This is a genomic window from Kocuria rhizophila DC2201 (assembly GCF_000010285.1).
Taxonomy (GTDB): Bacteria; Actinomycetota; Actinomycetes; order Actinomycetales; family Micrococcaceae; genus Kocuria; species Kocuria rhizophila_A.
On sequence record NC_010617.1, the window covers coordinates 1,948,820 to 1,964,710 of the forward strand.

The 15,891-nt window shown below is 71.5% G+C and carries 14 protein-coding genes and 1 tRNA gene; 5 read left to right on the forward strand and 10 right to left on the reverse strand.

The window, feature by feature from the left end:
- Positions 1-74: 74 nt before the first annotated feature.
- Both KRH_RS08450 and nhaA read left to right on the forward strand, forming a co-directional pair.
- Positions 75-575: a DUF2505 domain-containing protein gene (locus KRH_RS08450; RefSeq protein ID WP_012398785.1), complete on the forward strand. Its 501-nt coding sequence runs from the start codon at positions 75-77 to the stop codon at positions 573-575.
- Positions 576-687: 112 nt separating this feature from the next.
- Entirely contained in the window at positions 688-1,983 is a 1,296-nt protein-coding gene (gene nhaA / locus KRH_RS08455; protein WP_012398786.1) for a Na+/H+ antiporter NhaA, read from the forward strand.
- A gap of 67 nt (positions 1,984-2,050) precedes the next feature.
- On the opposite strand, the gene pth is transcribed toward nhaA, so the two are convergent.
- Both pth and KRH_RS08465 read right to left on the reverse strand, forming a co-directional pair.
- A complete protein-coding gene (gene pth, locus KRH_RS08460) occupies positions 2,051-2,638 on the reverse strand; it encodes an aminoacyl-tRNA hydrolase (protein ID WP_041297389.1) in 588 nt (195 codons plus the stop codon).
- Positions 2,639-2,835: 197 nt separating this feature from the next.
- Positions 2,836-3,471: a 50S ribosomal protein L25/general stress protein Ctc gene (locus tag KRH_RS08465; RefSeq protein WP_012398788.1), complete on the reverse strand. Its 636-nt coding sequence runs from the start codon at positions 3,469-3,471 to the stop codon at positions 2,836-2,838.
- Positions 3,472-4,137: 666 nt separating this feature from the next.
- Here KRH_RS08465 and KRH_RS08470 point away from each other — a divergent pair.
- Together KRH_RS08470 and KRH_RS08475 are read left to right on the forward strand one after the other, a co-directional pair.
- A complete protein-coding gene (locus tag KRH_RS08470; RefSeq protein WP_050738061.1) occupies positions 4,138-5,616 on the forward strand; it encodes a sugar transferase in 1,479 nt (492 codons plus the stop codon).
- Between the two features lie 339 nt (positions 5,617-5,955).
- Positions 5,956-7,605 (forward strand): GH25 family lysozyme, encoded by a 1,650-nt coding sequence (locus KRH_RS08475; RefSeq protein ID WP_012398791.1) that lies wholly within the window; start codon positions 5,956-5,958, stop codon positions 7,603-7,605.
- A 265-nt stretch (positions 7,606-7,870) separates the two neighbouring features.
- On the opposite strand, the gene KRH_RS08480 is transcribed toward KRH_RS08475, so the two are convergent.
- The 4 genes from KRH_RS08480 to KRH_RS08495 form a co-directional block, all read right to left on the reverse strand.
- Complete coding sequence (locus KRH_RS08480; RefSeq protein WP_012398792.1) at positions 7,871-8,851, reverse strand: ribose-phosphate diphosphokinase; 981 nt, start codon at positions 8,849-8,851, stop codon at positions 7,871-7,873.
- Between the two features lie 54 nt (positions 8,852-8,905).
- Entirely contained in the window at positions 8,906-10,423 is a 1,518-nt protein-coding gene (gene glmU / locus KRH_RS08485) for a bifunctional UDP-N-acetylglucosamine diphosphorylase/glucosamine-1-phosphate N-acetyltransferase GlmU (protein ID WP_387696442.1), read from the reverse strand.
- Positions 10,424-10,445: 22 nt separating this feature from the next.
- Positions 10,446-10,517, reverse strand: a tRNA-Gln gene (locus tag KRH_RS08490).
- A gap of 73 nt (positions 10,518-10,590) precedes the next feature.
- The gene (locus tag KRH_RS08495; RefSeq protein ID WP_012398794.1) at positions 10,591-11,319 is read right to left on the reverse strand and encodes a hypothetical protein; all 729 of its coding nucleotides are present in this window, start codon (positions 11,317-11,319) and stop codon (positions 10,591-10,593) included.
- Between the two features lie 127 nt (positions 11,320-11,446).
- Between KRH_RS08495 and KRH_RS08500 the strand changes: the two genes are divergently transcribed.
- A complete protein-coding gene (locus KRH_RS08500; protein WP_012398795.1) occupies positions 11,447-13,312 on the forward strand; it encodes an ABC-F family ATP-binding cassette domain-containing protein in 1,866 nt (621 codons plus the stop codon).
- Between the two features lie 9 nt (positions 13,313-13,321).
- Here the strand turns inward: KRH_RS08500 and KRH_RS12685 are convergent, their stop codons facing one another.
- The 4 genes from KRH_RS12685 to KRH_RS08515 all read right to left on the reverse strand — a co-directional run bounded on the left by KRH_RS12685 (position 13,322) and on the right by KRH_RS08515 (position 15,824).
- Entirely contained in the window at positions 13,322-13,723 is a 402-nt protein-coding gene (locus KRH_RS12685) for a GTP-binding protein (RefSeq protein ID WP_226905858.1), read from the reverse strand.
- Positions 13,720-14,229, reverse strand: a complete 510-nt coding sequence (locus tag KRH_RS12690) for a hypothetical protein (protein WP_012398797.1) — start codon at positions 14,227-14,229, stop codon at positions 13,720-13,722. Before KRH_RS12690 ends, KRH_RS12685 begins: the two co-directional genes overlap by 4 nt.
- A gap of 338 nt (positions 14,230-14,567) precedes the next feature.
- Entirely contained in the window at positions 14,568-15,206 is a 639-nt protein-coding gene (locus KRH_RS08510; RefSeq protein ID WP_012398799.1) for a hypothetical protein, read from the reverse strand.
- Positions 15,207-15,518: 312 nt separating this feature from the next.
- The gene (locus tag KRH_RS08515; RefSeq protein ID WP_012398800.1) at positions 15,519-15,824 is read right to left on the reverse strand and encodes an antibiotic biosynthesis monooxygenase family protein; all 306 of its coding nucleotides are present in this window, start codon (positions 15,822-15,824) and stop codon (positions 15,519-15,521) included.
- Positions 15,825-15,891: the final 67 nt, after the last annotated feature.

Genomic DNA, 15,891 nt, shown 5'->3' on the forward strand with positions numbered 1-15,891 from the left:
ATGGGTGCAGCACCCGCGCCGCCGCCCAGGGGCGCGCGAACCGACGAACCGCTACCGATCCAGCAAGGAGCACCATGTCCGTCAACGCTTCCACCACCATCAAGGCCCCCGTGGACACCGTCATGAAGACCTTCGTGGACGAGGCCTTCGTGCGCCACGTCAGCGAGCTCGCCGGCACCCAGTTCGAGTCCTTCGAGGTCAACGGGGACACCTCCACCGCGTTCACCGCCACCACCGTGCGCAGCATGGGTGCGGACAAGCTGCCGGACGCCGTGAAGAAGTTCGTGAAGAACGGCGTCAAGCTCACCCAGGTGGACACCTACGACGCCCCCGCCGCGGACGGCTCCCGCGCGGTGCGCACCGAGATCAAGGCCGCGGGGCTGCCCGTGGGCGCCACCGCCACCCAGCAGGTCAAGCCGCTGGGCGAGCAGGAGACCTCCGTGGACGTCACCGGTGAGGTGCAGGCCAACATCCCGCTCGTCGGCAAGAAGATCGCCGCCGCCGCGGAGCCCTACATCGGCAAGGCCCTGACCCTGCAGGCCCGCCAGGCCGAGGCCTGGATCTCCCGGCACTGAGCCCCGCACCTCCACGGATGGCCGGGCGGCTCCTCGCAGCCGCCCGGCCATCTCCCATCCGACACGACGATCGCGGCCCCGAGGCGGGGCCGCGTGCTGGGAGCACCTCGACGTGAGCACCGACACTCAGACGTCCTCCGAATCCGGCGGGCCCATCACCACCTTCCTCCGCAAGGACACCACGGGCGGACTCCTCCTGCTCCTCGCGATGGTCCTGGCCATCGTGGTGGCCAACTCGCCCTGGAGCGAGGTCTACTTCGGACTGCGCGACGCCGAGGTGGGCCCCGGCAGCGTCGCCGGGCTGCAGCACACCGTGGGCCACTGGGCCTCGGACGGGCTGCTCGCGGTGTTCTTCTTCCTCACGGGCCTCGAGCTCAAGGCCGAGTTCGTGGACGGCGAGCTGCACAACATCCGCAAGGCCATCCTCCCTGTGGTCGCCGCAGCCGGCGGTGTGCTGGTGCCCGCGCTGATCTTCCTGGGCGTCAACCTGGCCGCCGGTGGTGAGCCCACCGCGCTGCACGGCTGGGCGATCCCCACGGCCACAGACATCGCCTTCGCGGTCTCCGTGCTGGCCGTGGTGGGCTCGTCCCTGCCCGTGGCCATGCGCACGTTCCTGCTCACGCTGGCCGTGGTGGACGACCTCATCGCGATCGCCATCATCGCGTTCGTCTACACCGACAGCGTCCAGTTCCCGTTCCTCGGCGGCGCCGCCGTGATGCTCGCCCTGTTCTGGTTCCTGACCCACAAGTACATGGGCTGGTTCATGGCCCAGCACTGGGCCGCGTGGGTCATCCTGCTTCCCATCGGCGTGGTCACCTGGTGGCTCGTGTACGAGTCCGGGATCCATGCGACCATCGCCGGCGTGCTGCTGGGCTTCATGGTGCCGGTGCTCAAGCAGGAGCCGCGCATCATCCGCGCGGAGGACCCGCGCATGGGTCTGGCGCCGGCCCTGGAGCACCGCTTCCGGCCGCTGTCCAACGGCCTGGTGATCCCCGTGTTCGCATTCTTCTCCGCCGGCGTGGCCGTGGGCGGCTGGGATGGCATCACCTCGGCCGCCACGGACCCGGTGGCGCTGGGCATCGTTGCGGGCCTGCTGCTGGGCAAGCCCATCGGCATCTTCGGCGCCGCGTGGCTCATGGACCGCTTCACGTCCGCGCAGAAGGACCACGACTACACCTGGTTCGACATGCTCGGCATGGCCGTGGTGGCCGGCATCGGCTTCACCGTGTCCCTGCTGGTCGCGGAGCTGAGCTTCGGCGAGGGCAGCCCCCACAGCGACCACGCCAAGGTGGGCATCCTGTGCGGCTCCCTGCTCGCGGCTCTCGTGGGGGCCGCCCTGATCGCCCCGCGCAACCGCAAGTACAAGGCCATGCGCGCCGCCGGTCACGATCCCGACACCCTCGACTGAGCCGACGACGCCGCACGGCCCCCGGTGCACGCAGCGCCCCTTCCCACGGGAAGGGGCGCTGCTCGTCTCAGGCGGGGTTGCGCGGGTGGAAGTGCTGCTGTGCCGCCGTGAGGTCCTGCTCCGTGAGCATCTCCACGGCGTCGGCGGCGTCGGAGACCAGCAGCGGCAGCTCCTTGGCCTCCGCGCCCGAGAAGCGCTTGAGCACGTAGTCCGCGGTGTCCATGCGCCCGGGGGGCCGGCCCACGCCCACGCGCACCCGGACGTAGTCCTTCCCGCCCATGGCCTTGGTGATGTCCCGGAGCCCGTTGTGGCCGCCCTCCCCGCCGCCGCGCTTGAGCTTGACGGCGCCGAACGGGAGGTCGATGTCGTCGTGGACCACCACGAGGTCGGCGAGCCCCAGGGAGTAGTACTTCGCCAGGGCGCTCACCGGCCCTCCCGAGACGTTCATGTAGCTCAGCGGCTGCGCCAGCACGAGCCGGGGAGCCCCCGGGCGCATCCGGGTCTCCGCCACGGCCGCGCGTGCCCGGTGGGCGGACAGCCGCGCCCCGGCCCGGGCCGCGAGCTCCGCGACCACCACGGCGCCGATGTTGTGGCGGGTCCCCGCGTACCGGCCCCCCGGGTTGCCGAGACCCACCACGAGGGTCCGATCCGTCATGTCCTGCTCCTGTTCCTGGTGCCCGGCCGTTCCCGGCACGGGCGTTCCGGTTCCCGGCGCGCTCCGGCGCGGGCCACTCGGGGTTCTCCGGGGCCGCGCGCGGCTCCCGTGGGACGACGACGGCGGCGGGCACCCAGGGCGCCCGCCGCCGTCGTTGAGGCCTGCGCGCCGTTCACGGCACGCTCAGGGCCCGGCGATCACTCGTCGTCGCCGGGCTCCTCCCCGGTGGACTCCGCGGGCTTCTCGCCCTCGGCGCCCTCCTCCTCGGTCTCGGACTCCTCGCCGAGGTCCTGCTCGACCGGCTCGGAGACGTTGACGACCAGCAGCTCGGGGTCGGACACGAGCGTGACGTTGCCCGGAAGGGTGACGTCCTTGGCGTAGACGTGCTCGCCGACCTCGAGGTCCGTGATGTCCACCGTCAGGTACTCGGGAACCTTCAGGGCGTCGGCCTCGACGACCAGGACGTTCTCCTCGACGTTGTGGATGGCGGTCGGTGCGACCTCGCCCTCCACGTGCACGGGGATCTCGACCTCGACGCGCTCGCCGCGGCGCACGGTCAGCAGGTCGATGTGGAGGATCTCGGGGCGCACCGCGTGGCGCTGCACCTCCTTGATCATGGCCAGGTGGCCCTCACCGTCCACGTTGATGTCGAGCACGGCGTTCGAGTTGCGGGAGGCCAGCATCATCTCGTGGCCGGGCAGGATCACGTGCAGCGGCTCGGCGCCGTGGCCGTAGATCACGGCGGGGATCTTGTCGTTGGCGCGCACGCGGCGGGCGTAGCCCTTGCCGAACTCGGTGCGCAGGGTCGCGGGAATGGTGATGACGTCCACCATGGTGGTGCTCCTTCGATCGTGGGTCTGGTTGGTTACCGTCAGACCGTCCGCGTCGACGCGGTGCGGGAGGCACCTCGCCGACGGACGCTCTCCGACCGACGTGGTGCGGCACCCGGTGGGTCCACCGCCCGGGAGGTGTGCACCGGGTGCGGAGGACCGGAAGGATCCACAGGCCGTCGTCGATAACGGGGCGGCAGCGCCGCCCCCTCGCCTTGGCAACCCGCACAGGATAACACGGTGGGCACCATCGGCTCCGGGGTGGGGCGGCGGCCGGGCCCGGAACGGGGCACTCGCACGCGTCCGGCGGGATGGCGTCGTCGTCGCGCGGATCGACAGGCGGGATGCCCGCGGCCCGCGAGCGGTCCGGAGCACGCGGGGTGCCGTCCGGGCCCGACGCCCCGGTCACCCGAGCGGGTGACATGTGACCCCCAACCGGGCCACGGAGGCGCGCCGACGGGCCCGTCACCTGTCCACACATCTGTACTGATTCATGAAATCGCAGGGTGTTCGGCCTGGTGAAGGGGTATCTTTGGTGGTTAGCGGGCGTAAATCTCGGGGGAGATGAACACCGTGGTGCGGCGACCGCCTCTGTCTCGGTCCTCGCACCCAAGCGAGCGCGTGGGGCGTCTCGCCGTCGAACGGTTTGTGGGGGAAGGTTCGTCGACCGTGTTCCAGAAGGCTAGTCACAAGCACAAGCACCTGTCCTGGCGCGAGAGCTACCAGCGGGAGCTGCGGGTCTACGACGCCCTGACTCTGCTGCTCGCCCTGGCCGCGGCCCAGGCACTGCGCTTCGGGTGGCTGCAGGGGCTGCTGCAGGTGGACGAGCTGCCCGTCCCGTACTGGCTCGTGGGCCTCGTGCTCGCGGTCGTGTGGTGGGCGTGGCTCGAGCTGCGCGGCACGCGCGAGGTGCGTCTGATCGGCAACGGCGTGGAAGAGGCCAAGCAGCTGGTCACCGCGTCCCTCACGCTGTTTGCAGCCATTGCCATCGCCTCCTACGCCCTGAACGTGCCCACCGCCCGCGGCTACATCCTGATCGCGCTGCCCGCGGGCACCATCACGCTGCTCGCTGGACGGATGTGGGCCCGGCACCAGCTGATGCGCCGCCGGGCGCAGGGGCTGAACATGTCCCGGACCATGGTGGTGGGCCGTTTCCCGGGCGCCGTGGAGCTCGTGGGCGAGCTGCAGAGCCGCCCCGATGCAGGTTTCGACCCCGTGGCCGTGTACATGCCCGCCTCGCACCACGAGCTGCCCCGCTCCCTCCGGGACGTCCGGCTGCCGGCCAACGCCCTGGCTCCGCAGGAGCGCCCGAGCGTCCAGGGCATCGTTCAGGCGTGCCGGGAGCACGACGTCGAGACCCTCGTGATGGCGGCCGCCGTGCCGCTGAGCACCACCGAGATCCGCCACCTGGGCTGGGCGCTCGCGGACGAGCGCATCCGGCTGGTCATGAACACCGGGCTGACCGACGTGGCCGGGCCCCGCATCCACACCCAGCAGCTGGCCGGGCTGCCCCTGATCCACGTGGCCACCCCCCGTTTCACGCGCGCAAAGAAGATCGTCAAGCGTTGCATCGACATCGTCGGCTCGCTCACGGCACTGATCGTCCTGTCCCCGCTGCTGCTCGTGCTCGGCATCCTGGTCAAGGCGCACGACGGCGGGCCCGCGTTCTTCGCCCAGGAGCGCGTGGGCATCGACGGCACCCGGTTCCGGATGCTCAAGTTCCGCTCCATGTACACGGACGCCGAGGAGCGCAAGGCCGCCCTGCTGGCCGCCAACGAGTCCGACGGCGGCGTGCTGTTCAAGATGAAGGACGACCCACGCGTGACCGCGCCGGGCAAGTGGATGCGTCGCTACAGCCTCGACGAGCTGCCCCAGTTCATCAACGTGCTCAACGGCACCATGTCCCTCGTGGGGCCGCGCCCGCCGCTGGCCAGCGAGGTGGACAAGTACGAGCAGCACGTCTACCGCCGGCTGCGCGTGCGGCCCGGGATCACGGGCCTGTGGCAGGTCTCGGGGCGGTCCAACCTGGACTGGAACCAGACCGTGCGCCTGGACCTCTACTACGTGGAGAACTGGTCCCCCGTCCAGGACATGGTGATCATGCTGCGCACCGTGCGGGCGGTCTTCGCCTCCGACGGCGCCTACTGACGGCACCCGCTGACGTCACCTGCGGCCGCCACGTGCCGTCTGCGCGTGCCGACCGCGCCGGCTGACGGGCGCCCGCCGTCGCCGGGTGGCCCGGCGCCGCTCGGTTCTCACCGCGTCCACCGGGCCGCCCTGGACCGCCCCGGTGACGACGTGGCGTCGGCACGGACGGGCGGCCGCGGCGTCGTCCTCGGGCGCGGACGACACCCCCGGGGACCCGGCGCCACGTGTGAGATACCTCAAATCTGCGTGTGAAGATTTACACTCCTTAGGGCGTCCCCCCCCAGCCTGCTCGCCTTCCCCCGTGCCGAGCGGCTTTCCCCACGCAGTAAGGCAAGGCCTATGACCTCCCCCCGAAAAACCGTGCTGCCCGCGGCCGTGACCGCCGCCGCACTCGTGCTCACCACCCTCCTGCCGGCCACCGCGGCCGATGAACCCCACCAGAACCTCAACCCGTCCAAGGGCGACGTGGTCTCCGTGGAGACCAAGGAGCTCGCCACGGTCGTCCAGGACCCGGAGCTGCCCAAGGCCCCGCCCCGCACCGGCGACAAGAACCCCGGCGCCACCATGGGGCAGAAGTTCAAGTCCATGGCGGACACCACCAAGCTCTCCCCCGCCTCCGAGAAAGCGCTCGAGAAGGTCGAGAAGTCCGTCCTGGGCGGCGCGGCCCCAACCGGTGCCACCCCCTCGAAGGGGACCTCCGGCGCGAAGGGCTCCGCCCCCTCCCCGACGGCGGCCGCGGGCATCGGCCCGGCGGGTTCGATGTCGCTCGCGATCCGCGCCGGCTCCTGGCGCCCCGCGGGCATCGCCGGCATGGACGTCTCCGGCTGGCAGCCCGCCATCAACTGGAGCGCCGAGTACGCCAACGGCGCACGCTTCGCCTACGTCAAGGCCAGCGAGGGCATCGGCTACCGCTCCGAGGCGTTCAACGACCAGTACACCGGCTCATACGCCGTGGGCATGAACCGCGGCGCCTACCACTTCGCCCTGCCCAGCCAGACCACCGGTGCCGCGCAGGCGGACTTCTTCGTGAACAGCGGCGGCGGCTGGTCCGCGGACGGCCGCACCCTGCCCGGCCTGCTGGACATCGAGTACAACCCCTACCCGACCCTGGGCGACACGTGCTACAACATGTCCGCGGCCCAGATGAACGGGTGGATCAAGTCCTTCTCGGACCGCTACCGGCAGCGCACGGGCCGGCTGCCCGCCATCTACACCACCGCCGACTGGTGGGCCACATGCACGGGCAACACGGCCCAGTTCAACAACCACCCGCTGCACCTGGCCTCCTACGGGGTGGCCTACCCGGCGTACATGCCCAACGGCTGGTCCCGTCACGACCTGTGGCAGTTCACTGACAACGGGCCGTTCTCCGGGGACTCCAACGTCTACGGCGGCTCCTGGGCCCAGTTCCAGTCCTTCGCGGCCTCGTCCTCCTATGCGCCGCTCGGTGGCCGTGCCTCCGGCTACTCGGTGCGGGGCGGTATCGCCAGCATCTACAACAAGACCGGGGGCGCGGCACGGTGGGGTCAGCCCGTCTCCGCCGAGAAGGCCGCTGCGTACGGCGGCGTGTACCAGCAGTTCTCCCGCAACGGTGTCCCCGCCACGGCCTACTGGCATCCGGCCACCGGCGCCCACATGCTGCGCAACACCAGCAGCATCGGCGGCAAGTTCATCTCCGCGGGCCGGGAGCGGGGATACGGCTTCCCCATCACCGAGGAGCGAAGCGTGCCGGGCGGTGCCTACCAGGTGTTCCGCACCCCCTCGGGCCAGACCACCAAGGTCATGTGGACCCCGCAGCACGGCCCGCACGCCGTCAAGGAGTTCGGCGCCATCGGCAAGCGCTGGTCGCAGGCGGGCATGGAACGCGGCCTCGGCTTCCCCACCACGGACGAGTACCGACGAGGGGACGAGATCCGGCAGACGTTCTCCAGGGGATACATGATCGGATACAACTCCAAGACCGGCCAGGTGAGGGTGCTCCCCCTGTGAGCCCCGCGCCGTGAGACTCGCGGTCGGCAGCGGTCCGGGACACCCGGACCGCTGCTGCGTCTCATGCCCCGGCCCAATCCGCTGAGGGCCACCCCGGTACGGCATCGCACCCCGCCCACCGGTCACGACCACCGAGTCCCGGCCTGCGGAGCCCCACCGGGGGCCCCGGCCCGCTCACCGAGTCCTGCGAATGCACGAGCCGCCCGCGTGCGAACACACGGGCGGCTCTGCGCGTTCCGGGCGGGGCCCGGAACGGGGGTGCGGATCAGGAGCGGCCGTTGAAGAGGCTCGTGACCGAGCCGTCCTCGAAGACCTCCTGGATGGCGCGGGCGATCAGCGGGGCGATCGAGAGCACCCGGAGGTTCTCGAACTGGTTCTCCGGGGGCACGGGCAGGGTGTCGGTCACCACCACCTCGTCCGCTCCGCACGTGGAGAGCCGCTCCACGGCGGGGCCGGAGAACACGGCGTGGGTGGCCGCGATGATCACGTTCTTGGCGCCCTGGTCCTTGAGGACCTGGACGGCACCGGTGATGGTCCCGCCGGTGTCGATCATGTCGTCGATCAGCACGCACGTGCGGCCCTGGATGTTGCCCACGACCTCCTTGGACACCGCCTGGTTGGGCACGGTGATGTCACGGGTCTTGTGCACGAACGCCAGCGGCGCACCGCCCAGGCGCTCGGCCCACTGCTCGGCCACGCGCACGCGGCCCGTGTCCGGGGAGACCACCGTGACGTTGTCCACGTCCACCACGGAGCGCACGTAGTCGCTGAGCAGCGGGATGGCCATGAGGTGGTCCACGGGGCCGTCGAAGAAGCCCTGGATCTGAGCGGTGTGCAGGTCCACGGACATCAGCCGGTCCGCGCCCGCGGTCTTGTAGAGGTCCGCGATCAGGCGGGCAGAGATGGGCTCACGGCCGCGGTGCTTCTTGTCCTGGCGCGCGTACGGATAGAACGGGCTCACCACGGTGATGGACTTGGCGGAGGCCCGCTTGAGGGAGTCCAGCATGATGAGCTGCTCCATCAGCCACTGGTTGATGGGCGCGGGGTGGGACTGGATGAGGAACGCGTCCGCACCGCGCACGGACTCCCCGAAGCGCACGTACGTCTCGCCGTTGGCGAAGTCGTAGGCGTCCGTGGGCACTAGCTCGGTGCCCAGTTCCCGCGCGATGTTCTCCGCGAGCTCGGGGTGCGCCCGACCCGAGAGCAGAACCATGCGGTTCGAACCCGTGTTGGTGATGCCGGTCATGTGGACTCGCTTTCCTAGGATTCCTGCTGGGTCACTGCTCGCGGTGCGCCCTGCTCAGGCGTCGCCCTCGCGCTCAGAGTCTTGGGCGGCCTCCGCCGCACGGGCCGCGGCCGTTCCGGGGCGGTGCTGCTGCACCCACCCCTCCACGATGACCTGCCTGCCCTCGGTGAGCACCAGAGCGCCAGCGGGGACGTCCTTGCGCACCGTGGTGCCGGCACCGGAGTAGACGCCGTCCCCCACGGTCACCGGTGCCACGTACATGTTGTCGGAGCCCATGCGGACGTCGTTGCCGATCACCGTGCGGTGCTTGTTGACGCCGTCGTAGTTCACGAACACGGAGGCCGCGCCGATGTTGGAGTTCTCCCCGATGGTCGCGTCCCCCACGTAGGACAGGTGGGGGACCTTGGAGCCGCGCCCGATCGTGGACTTCTTGGTCTCCACGAAAGTGCCGATCTTGGCGTCCTCGCCCAGCACCGTGCCCGGGCGCAGGTAGGCGAACGGGCCCACGGAGGCCCCCGCGCCCAGCTCGGAGTCGCTGCCGTGCGTGCGGACCACGGTGGCCCCGCGGCCCACGGTCACGTTGGTCAGCGTGGTGTCCGGGCCCACGACGGCGCCCTCCCCCACCCGGGTGCTGCCGTGCAGCTGGGTGCCGGGCAGCACGGTGGAGTCCGCCTCGAGCTCCACGGTGTCGTCGATCCAGGTGTTGGCCGGGTCCACGACGGTCACCCCGTTGCGCATGTGGGTCTCCAGCGTGCGCTGGTTGAGGTAGCGGCCGAGCGCCGCGAGCTGCACGCGGTCGTTGGCGCCCTCGAGCTCCATGTAGTCGGCCATCTTCAGGGCGTCCACGCGGTGCCCCGCTTCGCGGGCCAGTCGGGGGACGTCGGTGAGGTACTTCTCGGCCTGGGCGTTGTCGGTGTCCACGCGGGACAGCGCGTCCCGCAGCACCGCGGCGTCGAACGCGAAGATCCCGGAGTTGACCTCGGTGACCGCGCGCTCGTCCTCGGTGGCGTCCTTGAACTCCTTGATCTCCGTGAACCGGCCCTCGCCGTCCCGCAGGATGCGGCCGTACTTGCCGGGCTCCGGGTGGTCCGCGGTGAGCACCGTGACGGCGTTGCCCTGCCCGGTGTGGTGGGCCACGAACGCGCGCAGGGTCTCGGCGGTGAGCAGCGGGACGTCCCCGTAGGTCACCAGCACGGTGCCGCTCACGGGGGTCTCGGCGTCGAGCACCTCGAGCCCCGCGTCCACGGCGGAGCCCGTGCCGGGCACGTCCGACTGGTCCGCGGTGAGCACGCCCGGGGCCACGTCCGCGATGTGCTGCGCCACGAGGTCCCGCTGGTGCCGGACCACGGCCACGATGCGCTCGGGCCGCAGCTCGCCGGCCACCTTCAGCGCGTGCGCGAGCATGGAGCGCCCGCCGATCTCGTGCAGGATCTTGGGGGTCCGGGACTTCATGCGGGTTCCCTGGCCCGCGGCCAGGACGATGATCGCGGCGGGGTTCTCCCCGGCGGCGGCGGTGTCAGCGGTGCTCACGGAGCAGGCTCCTCTGGGTGCTCGTGAGGCGGTGGGTGCCATCTGCGCCTCGATGTGTCGTTCGTTCCGCCACTAGGACTCGAACCTAGACTCACGGCTCCAAAGGCCGGTGTGCTGCCAATTACACCATGGCGGAGCGTTGCCACCCGCGGGCGCCAACAGGGGATGTGCGTGTGAGGACGCACGAAAATTCACTCTAGCACCTGCCCTCAGCGCGTCAGCACGGCCAGAATCCGGCCCGCGGAGCGCCCCTCGGCGTAGCCCGGAAGGGTCCTCAGCAGGCCCGACTCGTCCCGCTGCGTGATGCCGCGCACGAGGATCTGGGCGCGGTCCGCCGCGCGGCGCACGTGGTGCCAGGCGGCGTCGTCGTCCTGGCCCGCGGCACGCGAACGGGACACGTCCCAGGCCAGGGAGGTGGTGTCCGGGGAGGCGACGTCCAGGGAGCCCTGATCGAACTCCCGGTCCAGCAGCGCGAGCAGCATGAGCACCTCGTCCACGGACGTGCTGTTCTGCACCATGAGCCGGACCCTGTGGTGCGAGGCGGCCTCCGCGAGCGCCGCGAGCATCGAGTACAGCCGTTGCCGCTGCCGCCCGCGGTGGGACACTCCCCCGAGCGCGAGCACGAGCATCCCGGCGTCCACCCCGCGGCACAGCTCCAGGGCGTCGTCCACCGCGGCGAGCACGCCCTCGTCCGGGATGTCCTCGTCCACGGACACCGGCGCGCGCAGCAGCAGCGGCTCCGCCCCGGCCTCGCGCAGCGTCTGGGCGGCCTGGCGGCGCACACGCGATCCCATGTGGGATCCCACGGGGCGGTCGGCGCCGATCGTGATCTCGACCGGGCCGGGCGCCTCGCGCACCCGCGCCACCGCGCCCGCGAGGTCCTGGGGCTTGTCCAGCACGGTTCCCGGATCCTGCCGGCCCACACCTGTCTCCTGCATACCGGCCAGTCTCCCACGGGTGGCCGGGGATCCGCTGCGCCGGGCGGCGGCGTCGTGCGGTCCGCGGGGCGTGCCTCCGGCCCACGACGCCGCCCGGGGGCCTGCCGCGCGCTTGTATCCTGTGCGGGTGGCTCATCTGATCGGCGGAGAAAACATCCATCTCGAGTACCCCACCAAGACCGTGTTCGACGCGGTCACCGTGGGGATCGACGAGGGCGACAGGATCGGCATTGTGGGCCGCAACGGGGACGGCAAGTCCACGCTCATGCGGCTGCTCGCCGGTCGGATCCCGCCGGACTCGGGTCGCGTGACCGTGCGCTCGGGCACCACCGTGGGCATGCTCGACCAGGCGGACACCCTGGACCCGGGCCAGACCGTGGGCCACGCCGTGGTGGGGGACGTCCCGGACTACGTGTGGGCCGCGGACCCGAAGGTGCGGGACGTGGTGGGAGGCCTGGTCTCGGACGTGGACTGGGACACCCCCGTGGGCCAGCTCTCCGGCGGGCAGCGGCGCCGCGTGGCGCTCGCGAGCCTGCTCACCGGGGACTGGGACGTGATCTTCCTGGACGAGCCCACCAACCACCTGGACGTGGACGGCATCACGTGGCTCGCCAAGCACCTGAACAGCCGGTGGTCGAAGAACTCCGGCGCCCTGGCCGTGGTGACCCACGACCGCTGGTTCCTGGACGCGGTCTGCACGGACACGTGGGAGGTGCACGACCGCGTCGTCGAGCCCTTCGAGGGCGGGTACGCCGCGTACGTGCTGCAGCGCGTGGAGCGGGACCGCCAGGCCGCCGTGGTGGAGCAGAAGCGCCAGAACCTCATGCGCAAGGAGCTCGCGTGGCTGCGCCGCGGCGCCCCGGCACGCACGTCCAAGCCGAAGTTCCGCATCGAGGCCGCGAACACCCTGATCGAAGACGTGCCCCCGCCGCGGGACACCGTCTCCCTGTCCCGGATGGCCGTGTCCCGGCTGGGCAAGGACGTGGTGGACATCGAGGACGTCTCGGTCTCCTTCCCCGCCGCGGACGGCTCCGGCACCACCCGTGTGCTGGAGGACGTCACGTGGCTCATCGCCCCCGGCGAGCGCACCGGCATCCTGGGCGTCAACGGCGCGGGCAAGTCCACCCTGCTGGGCCTGGTCACCGGGGACGTGCAGCCCACGTCCGGTCGGGTCAAGCGCGGGAAGACCGTAAAGATCGCCACGCTCACGCAGCAGCTGGACGAACTCAAGGACGTCGCGCAGGACCGCGTCTCGGACGTGGTGGCGCAGAAGAAGACCTCGTACCTGACCGGCGGCAAGGAGATGACGCCCACGCAGCTGCTCGAACGGCTCGGCTTCACCTCCGCGCAGCTGAAGACCCCGGTCAAGGACCTCTCCGGTGGCCAGAAGCGGCGCCTGCAGCTGCTGCTGATCCTGCTGGACGAGCCCAACGTGCTGATCCTGGACGAACCCTCCAACGACCTGGACACGGACATGCTCGCCGCCATGGAGGACCTCCTGGACACGTGGCCCGGCACGCTGCTGGTGGTCTCCCACGACCGCTACCTGCTGGAGCGCGTGACCGACCAGCAGTACGCGGTGATAGACGGCCGCTTCCGGCACCTGCCCGGCGGGGTGGACGAGTACCTCGCGCTGTCCTCCGCGGCGGCCTCGGGCTCCGCCGCGGGCTCGGCAGGGGCGTCCAACCCGCTCGCGGGCGGCGCGTCCTCCGCGGCGTCCGGTCCTGCGGGCGACGACGCCGCGTCCCGGCCCGCGGGCAGGCCCGCCCTGGGCGGCGCGGAGGCCCGCGCGGCGCAGAAGGAACTGGGCGCCGTCGAGCGCAAGCTGCAGAAGCTGCAGAAGGAGGTGGCCGGCCTGGACGACACCATGGCCGCCGCGGACCCCTCCGACTTCGAGGGCCTCGGCAAGCTCGCGGCGCAGAAGACGGCGCTGGAGGACGAGATCGACGAGCTGGAGCTGCGCTGGCTCGAGCTCGGCGAGGCGCTCGAGTAGCTTCCGGGTTCAGTCCGCGCGGTCGGCCGTGGGCCGGGCGGGGAACGGGTCGTGGAACTGCGACCACGCCGCAGGACCCGCCGCGAGCTCGTCGTCCGTGAGCGCAGCGTCGTCGAACGCGCGGCGCAGCGCCGGGACGTCCAGATCCAGTCCGATGATCCCGAGGTCCTGACCCAGGGCCAGCAGCTCGTCCCGCTCCCCCATGTCCTCGTCGCGCGCGAGCGGTGAGAGGCAGATCATCCGGCCCACGTGGTTCCACTGCGCGATCACGTGCGAGCGGGTGGCCAGGCGGCAGAACCCGGCGGAGCGCAGCACGGTGCCGAACTCGCCCGTCTCGATCCGGTGGTCGAGCAGGTCCCCGAGCCGCTGCGGGTGCAGGGGGCGGACGTTCTCGTAGCGCAGCGAGCTCACGTGGGGATCCGTGACCCAGGGATCGTGCTCCCCGTTGAGCAGGGTGACCCACCCCGAGCGCTCCTGGGCGACGTCGTACCCGGCGTCGGTGGCGGGTGCCGCGTGCAGCCACGGGTCCTGGTCCCGTGGTGCAGCCGCAGCCGCGCCCGGGGGCTGAGGTGGTTGACGAGGCCCATCACGCTGGAGAGCTCGGGGGTGTTCAACGGCTCCCAGTTCACGAGCACCACGGTGGAGGCGAACTCGATTCCCATGACGGTGAGCAGCGCGCGGGCCGTGTGGCGCCAGTGGGCGGGGTGGCTCGCCGGGTGGATCACGTAGTCCGTACGGTGCAGGTCCGCGATCAGGTGGGCCGCGTCCACCACGCACACCACCTCCCGCAGGGTGAGCCCCGAGCCGGGCGCGGCACCGACCCCGATCAGCTCTGTCACGTCCATGTGCTCCGGGAACTCCACGAGCGCCCCCGCTCCCCGGGTGCACCACGGAACGAACGAGACGGCCTCGGTCACGGGTCCGGGCAGAGCCCCACCCGCGGGGCGGGCACGAGCATGCGACCGGTGCACCGGGCCAGCTCGCGGGCGAACCGAGAGCGCTCCGGGGCGCAGCTGCCCACCACTGCTACGACGTCGACCGGTTCCATGGGGCCTCCCTGGGTTGTGCTGGGTGCAGCAGCCCGTGCGCAGCCGTCGCACCCGAGGGCGCCCCCCCCCGGAGCCGGGTGGTCGAGGACGTGCGGACCAAATGATAACGGTTCTCGTTATGCCGTGCCGGGAGGCCCAGGGACAGTCGCGGCCCCGCTCGGAGCGTTCCGAGCGGGGCCGCGACAGGGTCCGGGGAGCGTGACGGCTCACTCGCTCCAGTCGTTGGTCCGGATGACCTCCACGAAGTCGTCCCGCTCGAACGAGGGGTCGAAGTGGGCCAGCACGTCGGCGTTCATGGTGCCGAACGTGGAGCCCGGACGGTGCTCCATGCCGTGGTGGAAGGCCCGGAGGATGCGGTTCTTGAAGTCCGGGCGGGGGTGGGCGTCCACCACCGCCCGGCGCTGGGCGTCGGTGAGCTGGTCGAAGTGCATGCCCAGCACGTCCGTCTCCACGCCGGCGCTCACCAGCGCCACCTCAGGCGCCATGAACTCGGGGACGCCCGGGGTGGTGTGCAGCGCAATGCCCAACCACGCGGTGTGCGCCCGCTCGTGGGAGGCCCCGCGCTTCATGAGGAACTCGAAGACCTCGTTGGCACCGTCCACCTCGAAGCGCAGGGTGGAGCCCTTGTGATCCTCGGTGAGGCCGCGGTCGTGGAACATGGCCCCGGCGTACAGCAGCTCGTGGTCCACGCTCAGCTCCTGCACCTGCCCCAGCAGCGCCCCGAAGAAGTAGACGCGGCGGGAGTGGTGGTAGAGCAGGTCGTCCTCGGTGTCCCGGACGTACTCGGTGACGTCCCGGGTCAGTGCGGTGTCCGGTACGGCGATCCCGGCAACGGCGTCTGTCATGGTGGCGCTCCTCTGCGGTTCGGTCCCACGGACCCGGCCCTCCGGCGTCCGTGGCGTGACCCGTTCATTCTCGCGCGCGGCCCCGCCCGCGGGCCAGCCCCGGGCCCGTCCGAGGGGCGGGCCGCAACCCGGGTGCGGGCCGGTCCGGGATGGGTGCGCGAGTCGGATCCAGGCAGCGCGTGGAGCCGGGCCCGGGGCGGCTGCGGGTCGGCCGGTGGCGCGTGCCCCGCCGGGGACACTCGCCGGCAAAGCCGCAGCCCGGTCGTCACCGGCCGGGCACGGGCCCGGCCGGTGCGGCGGCGTGCCGCGGACTCAGTCCGCCGCGCCGAGGTCCACGACCTCGAACTCGAGCAGCGAGGCCCCGGTGGCCACCGGCTTGCGGTCGCCGCCGGCGTGGGCGGCCTTCGCGCTGCCGTCCCGCCACGCCTCGAAGTCCCCCTGCGTGGCCCACGTGGTCACCACGTAGTAGCGGTTCTCCCCCGCCACGGGGCGCAGCAGCTGGAAACCCTCGAAACCGGGCTCGCCGTCCACCGAGTGCCTGCGTGCGGCGAAGCGCGCCTCCAGCTCCTGGCCGGAGCCCTCGGGAACCTCGATGGCGTTGATCTTGACGACGGACATGGTGCCTCCTCGTGTGTGGGTTGACGGCTGCCACTGTAGGACCGCCGGGTGACCGCTGGCTGGGACC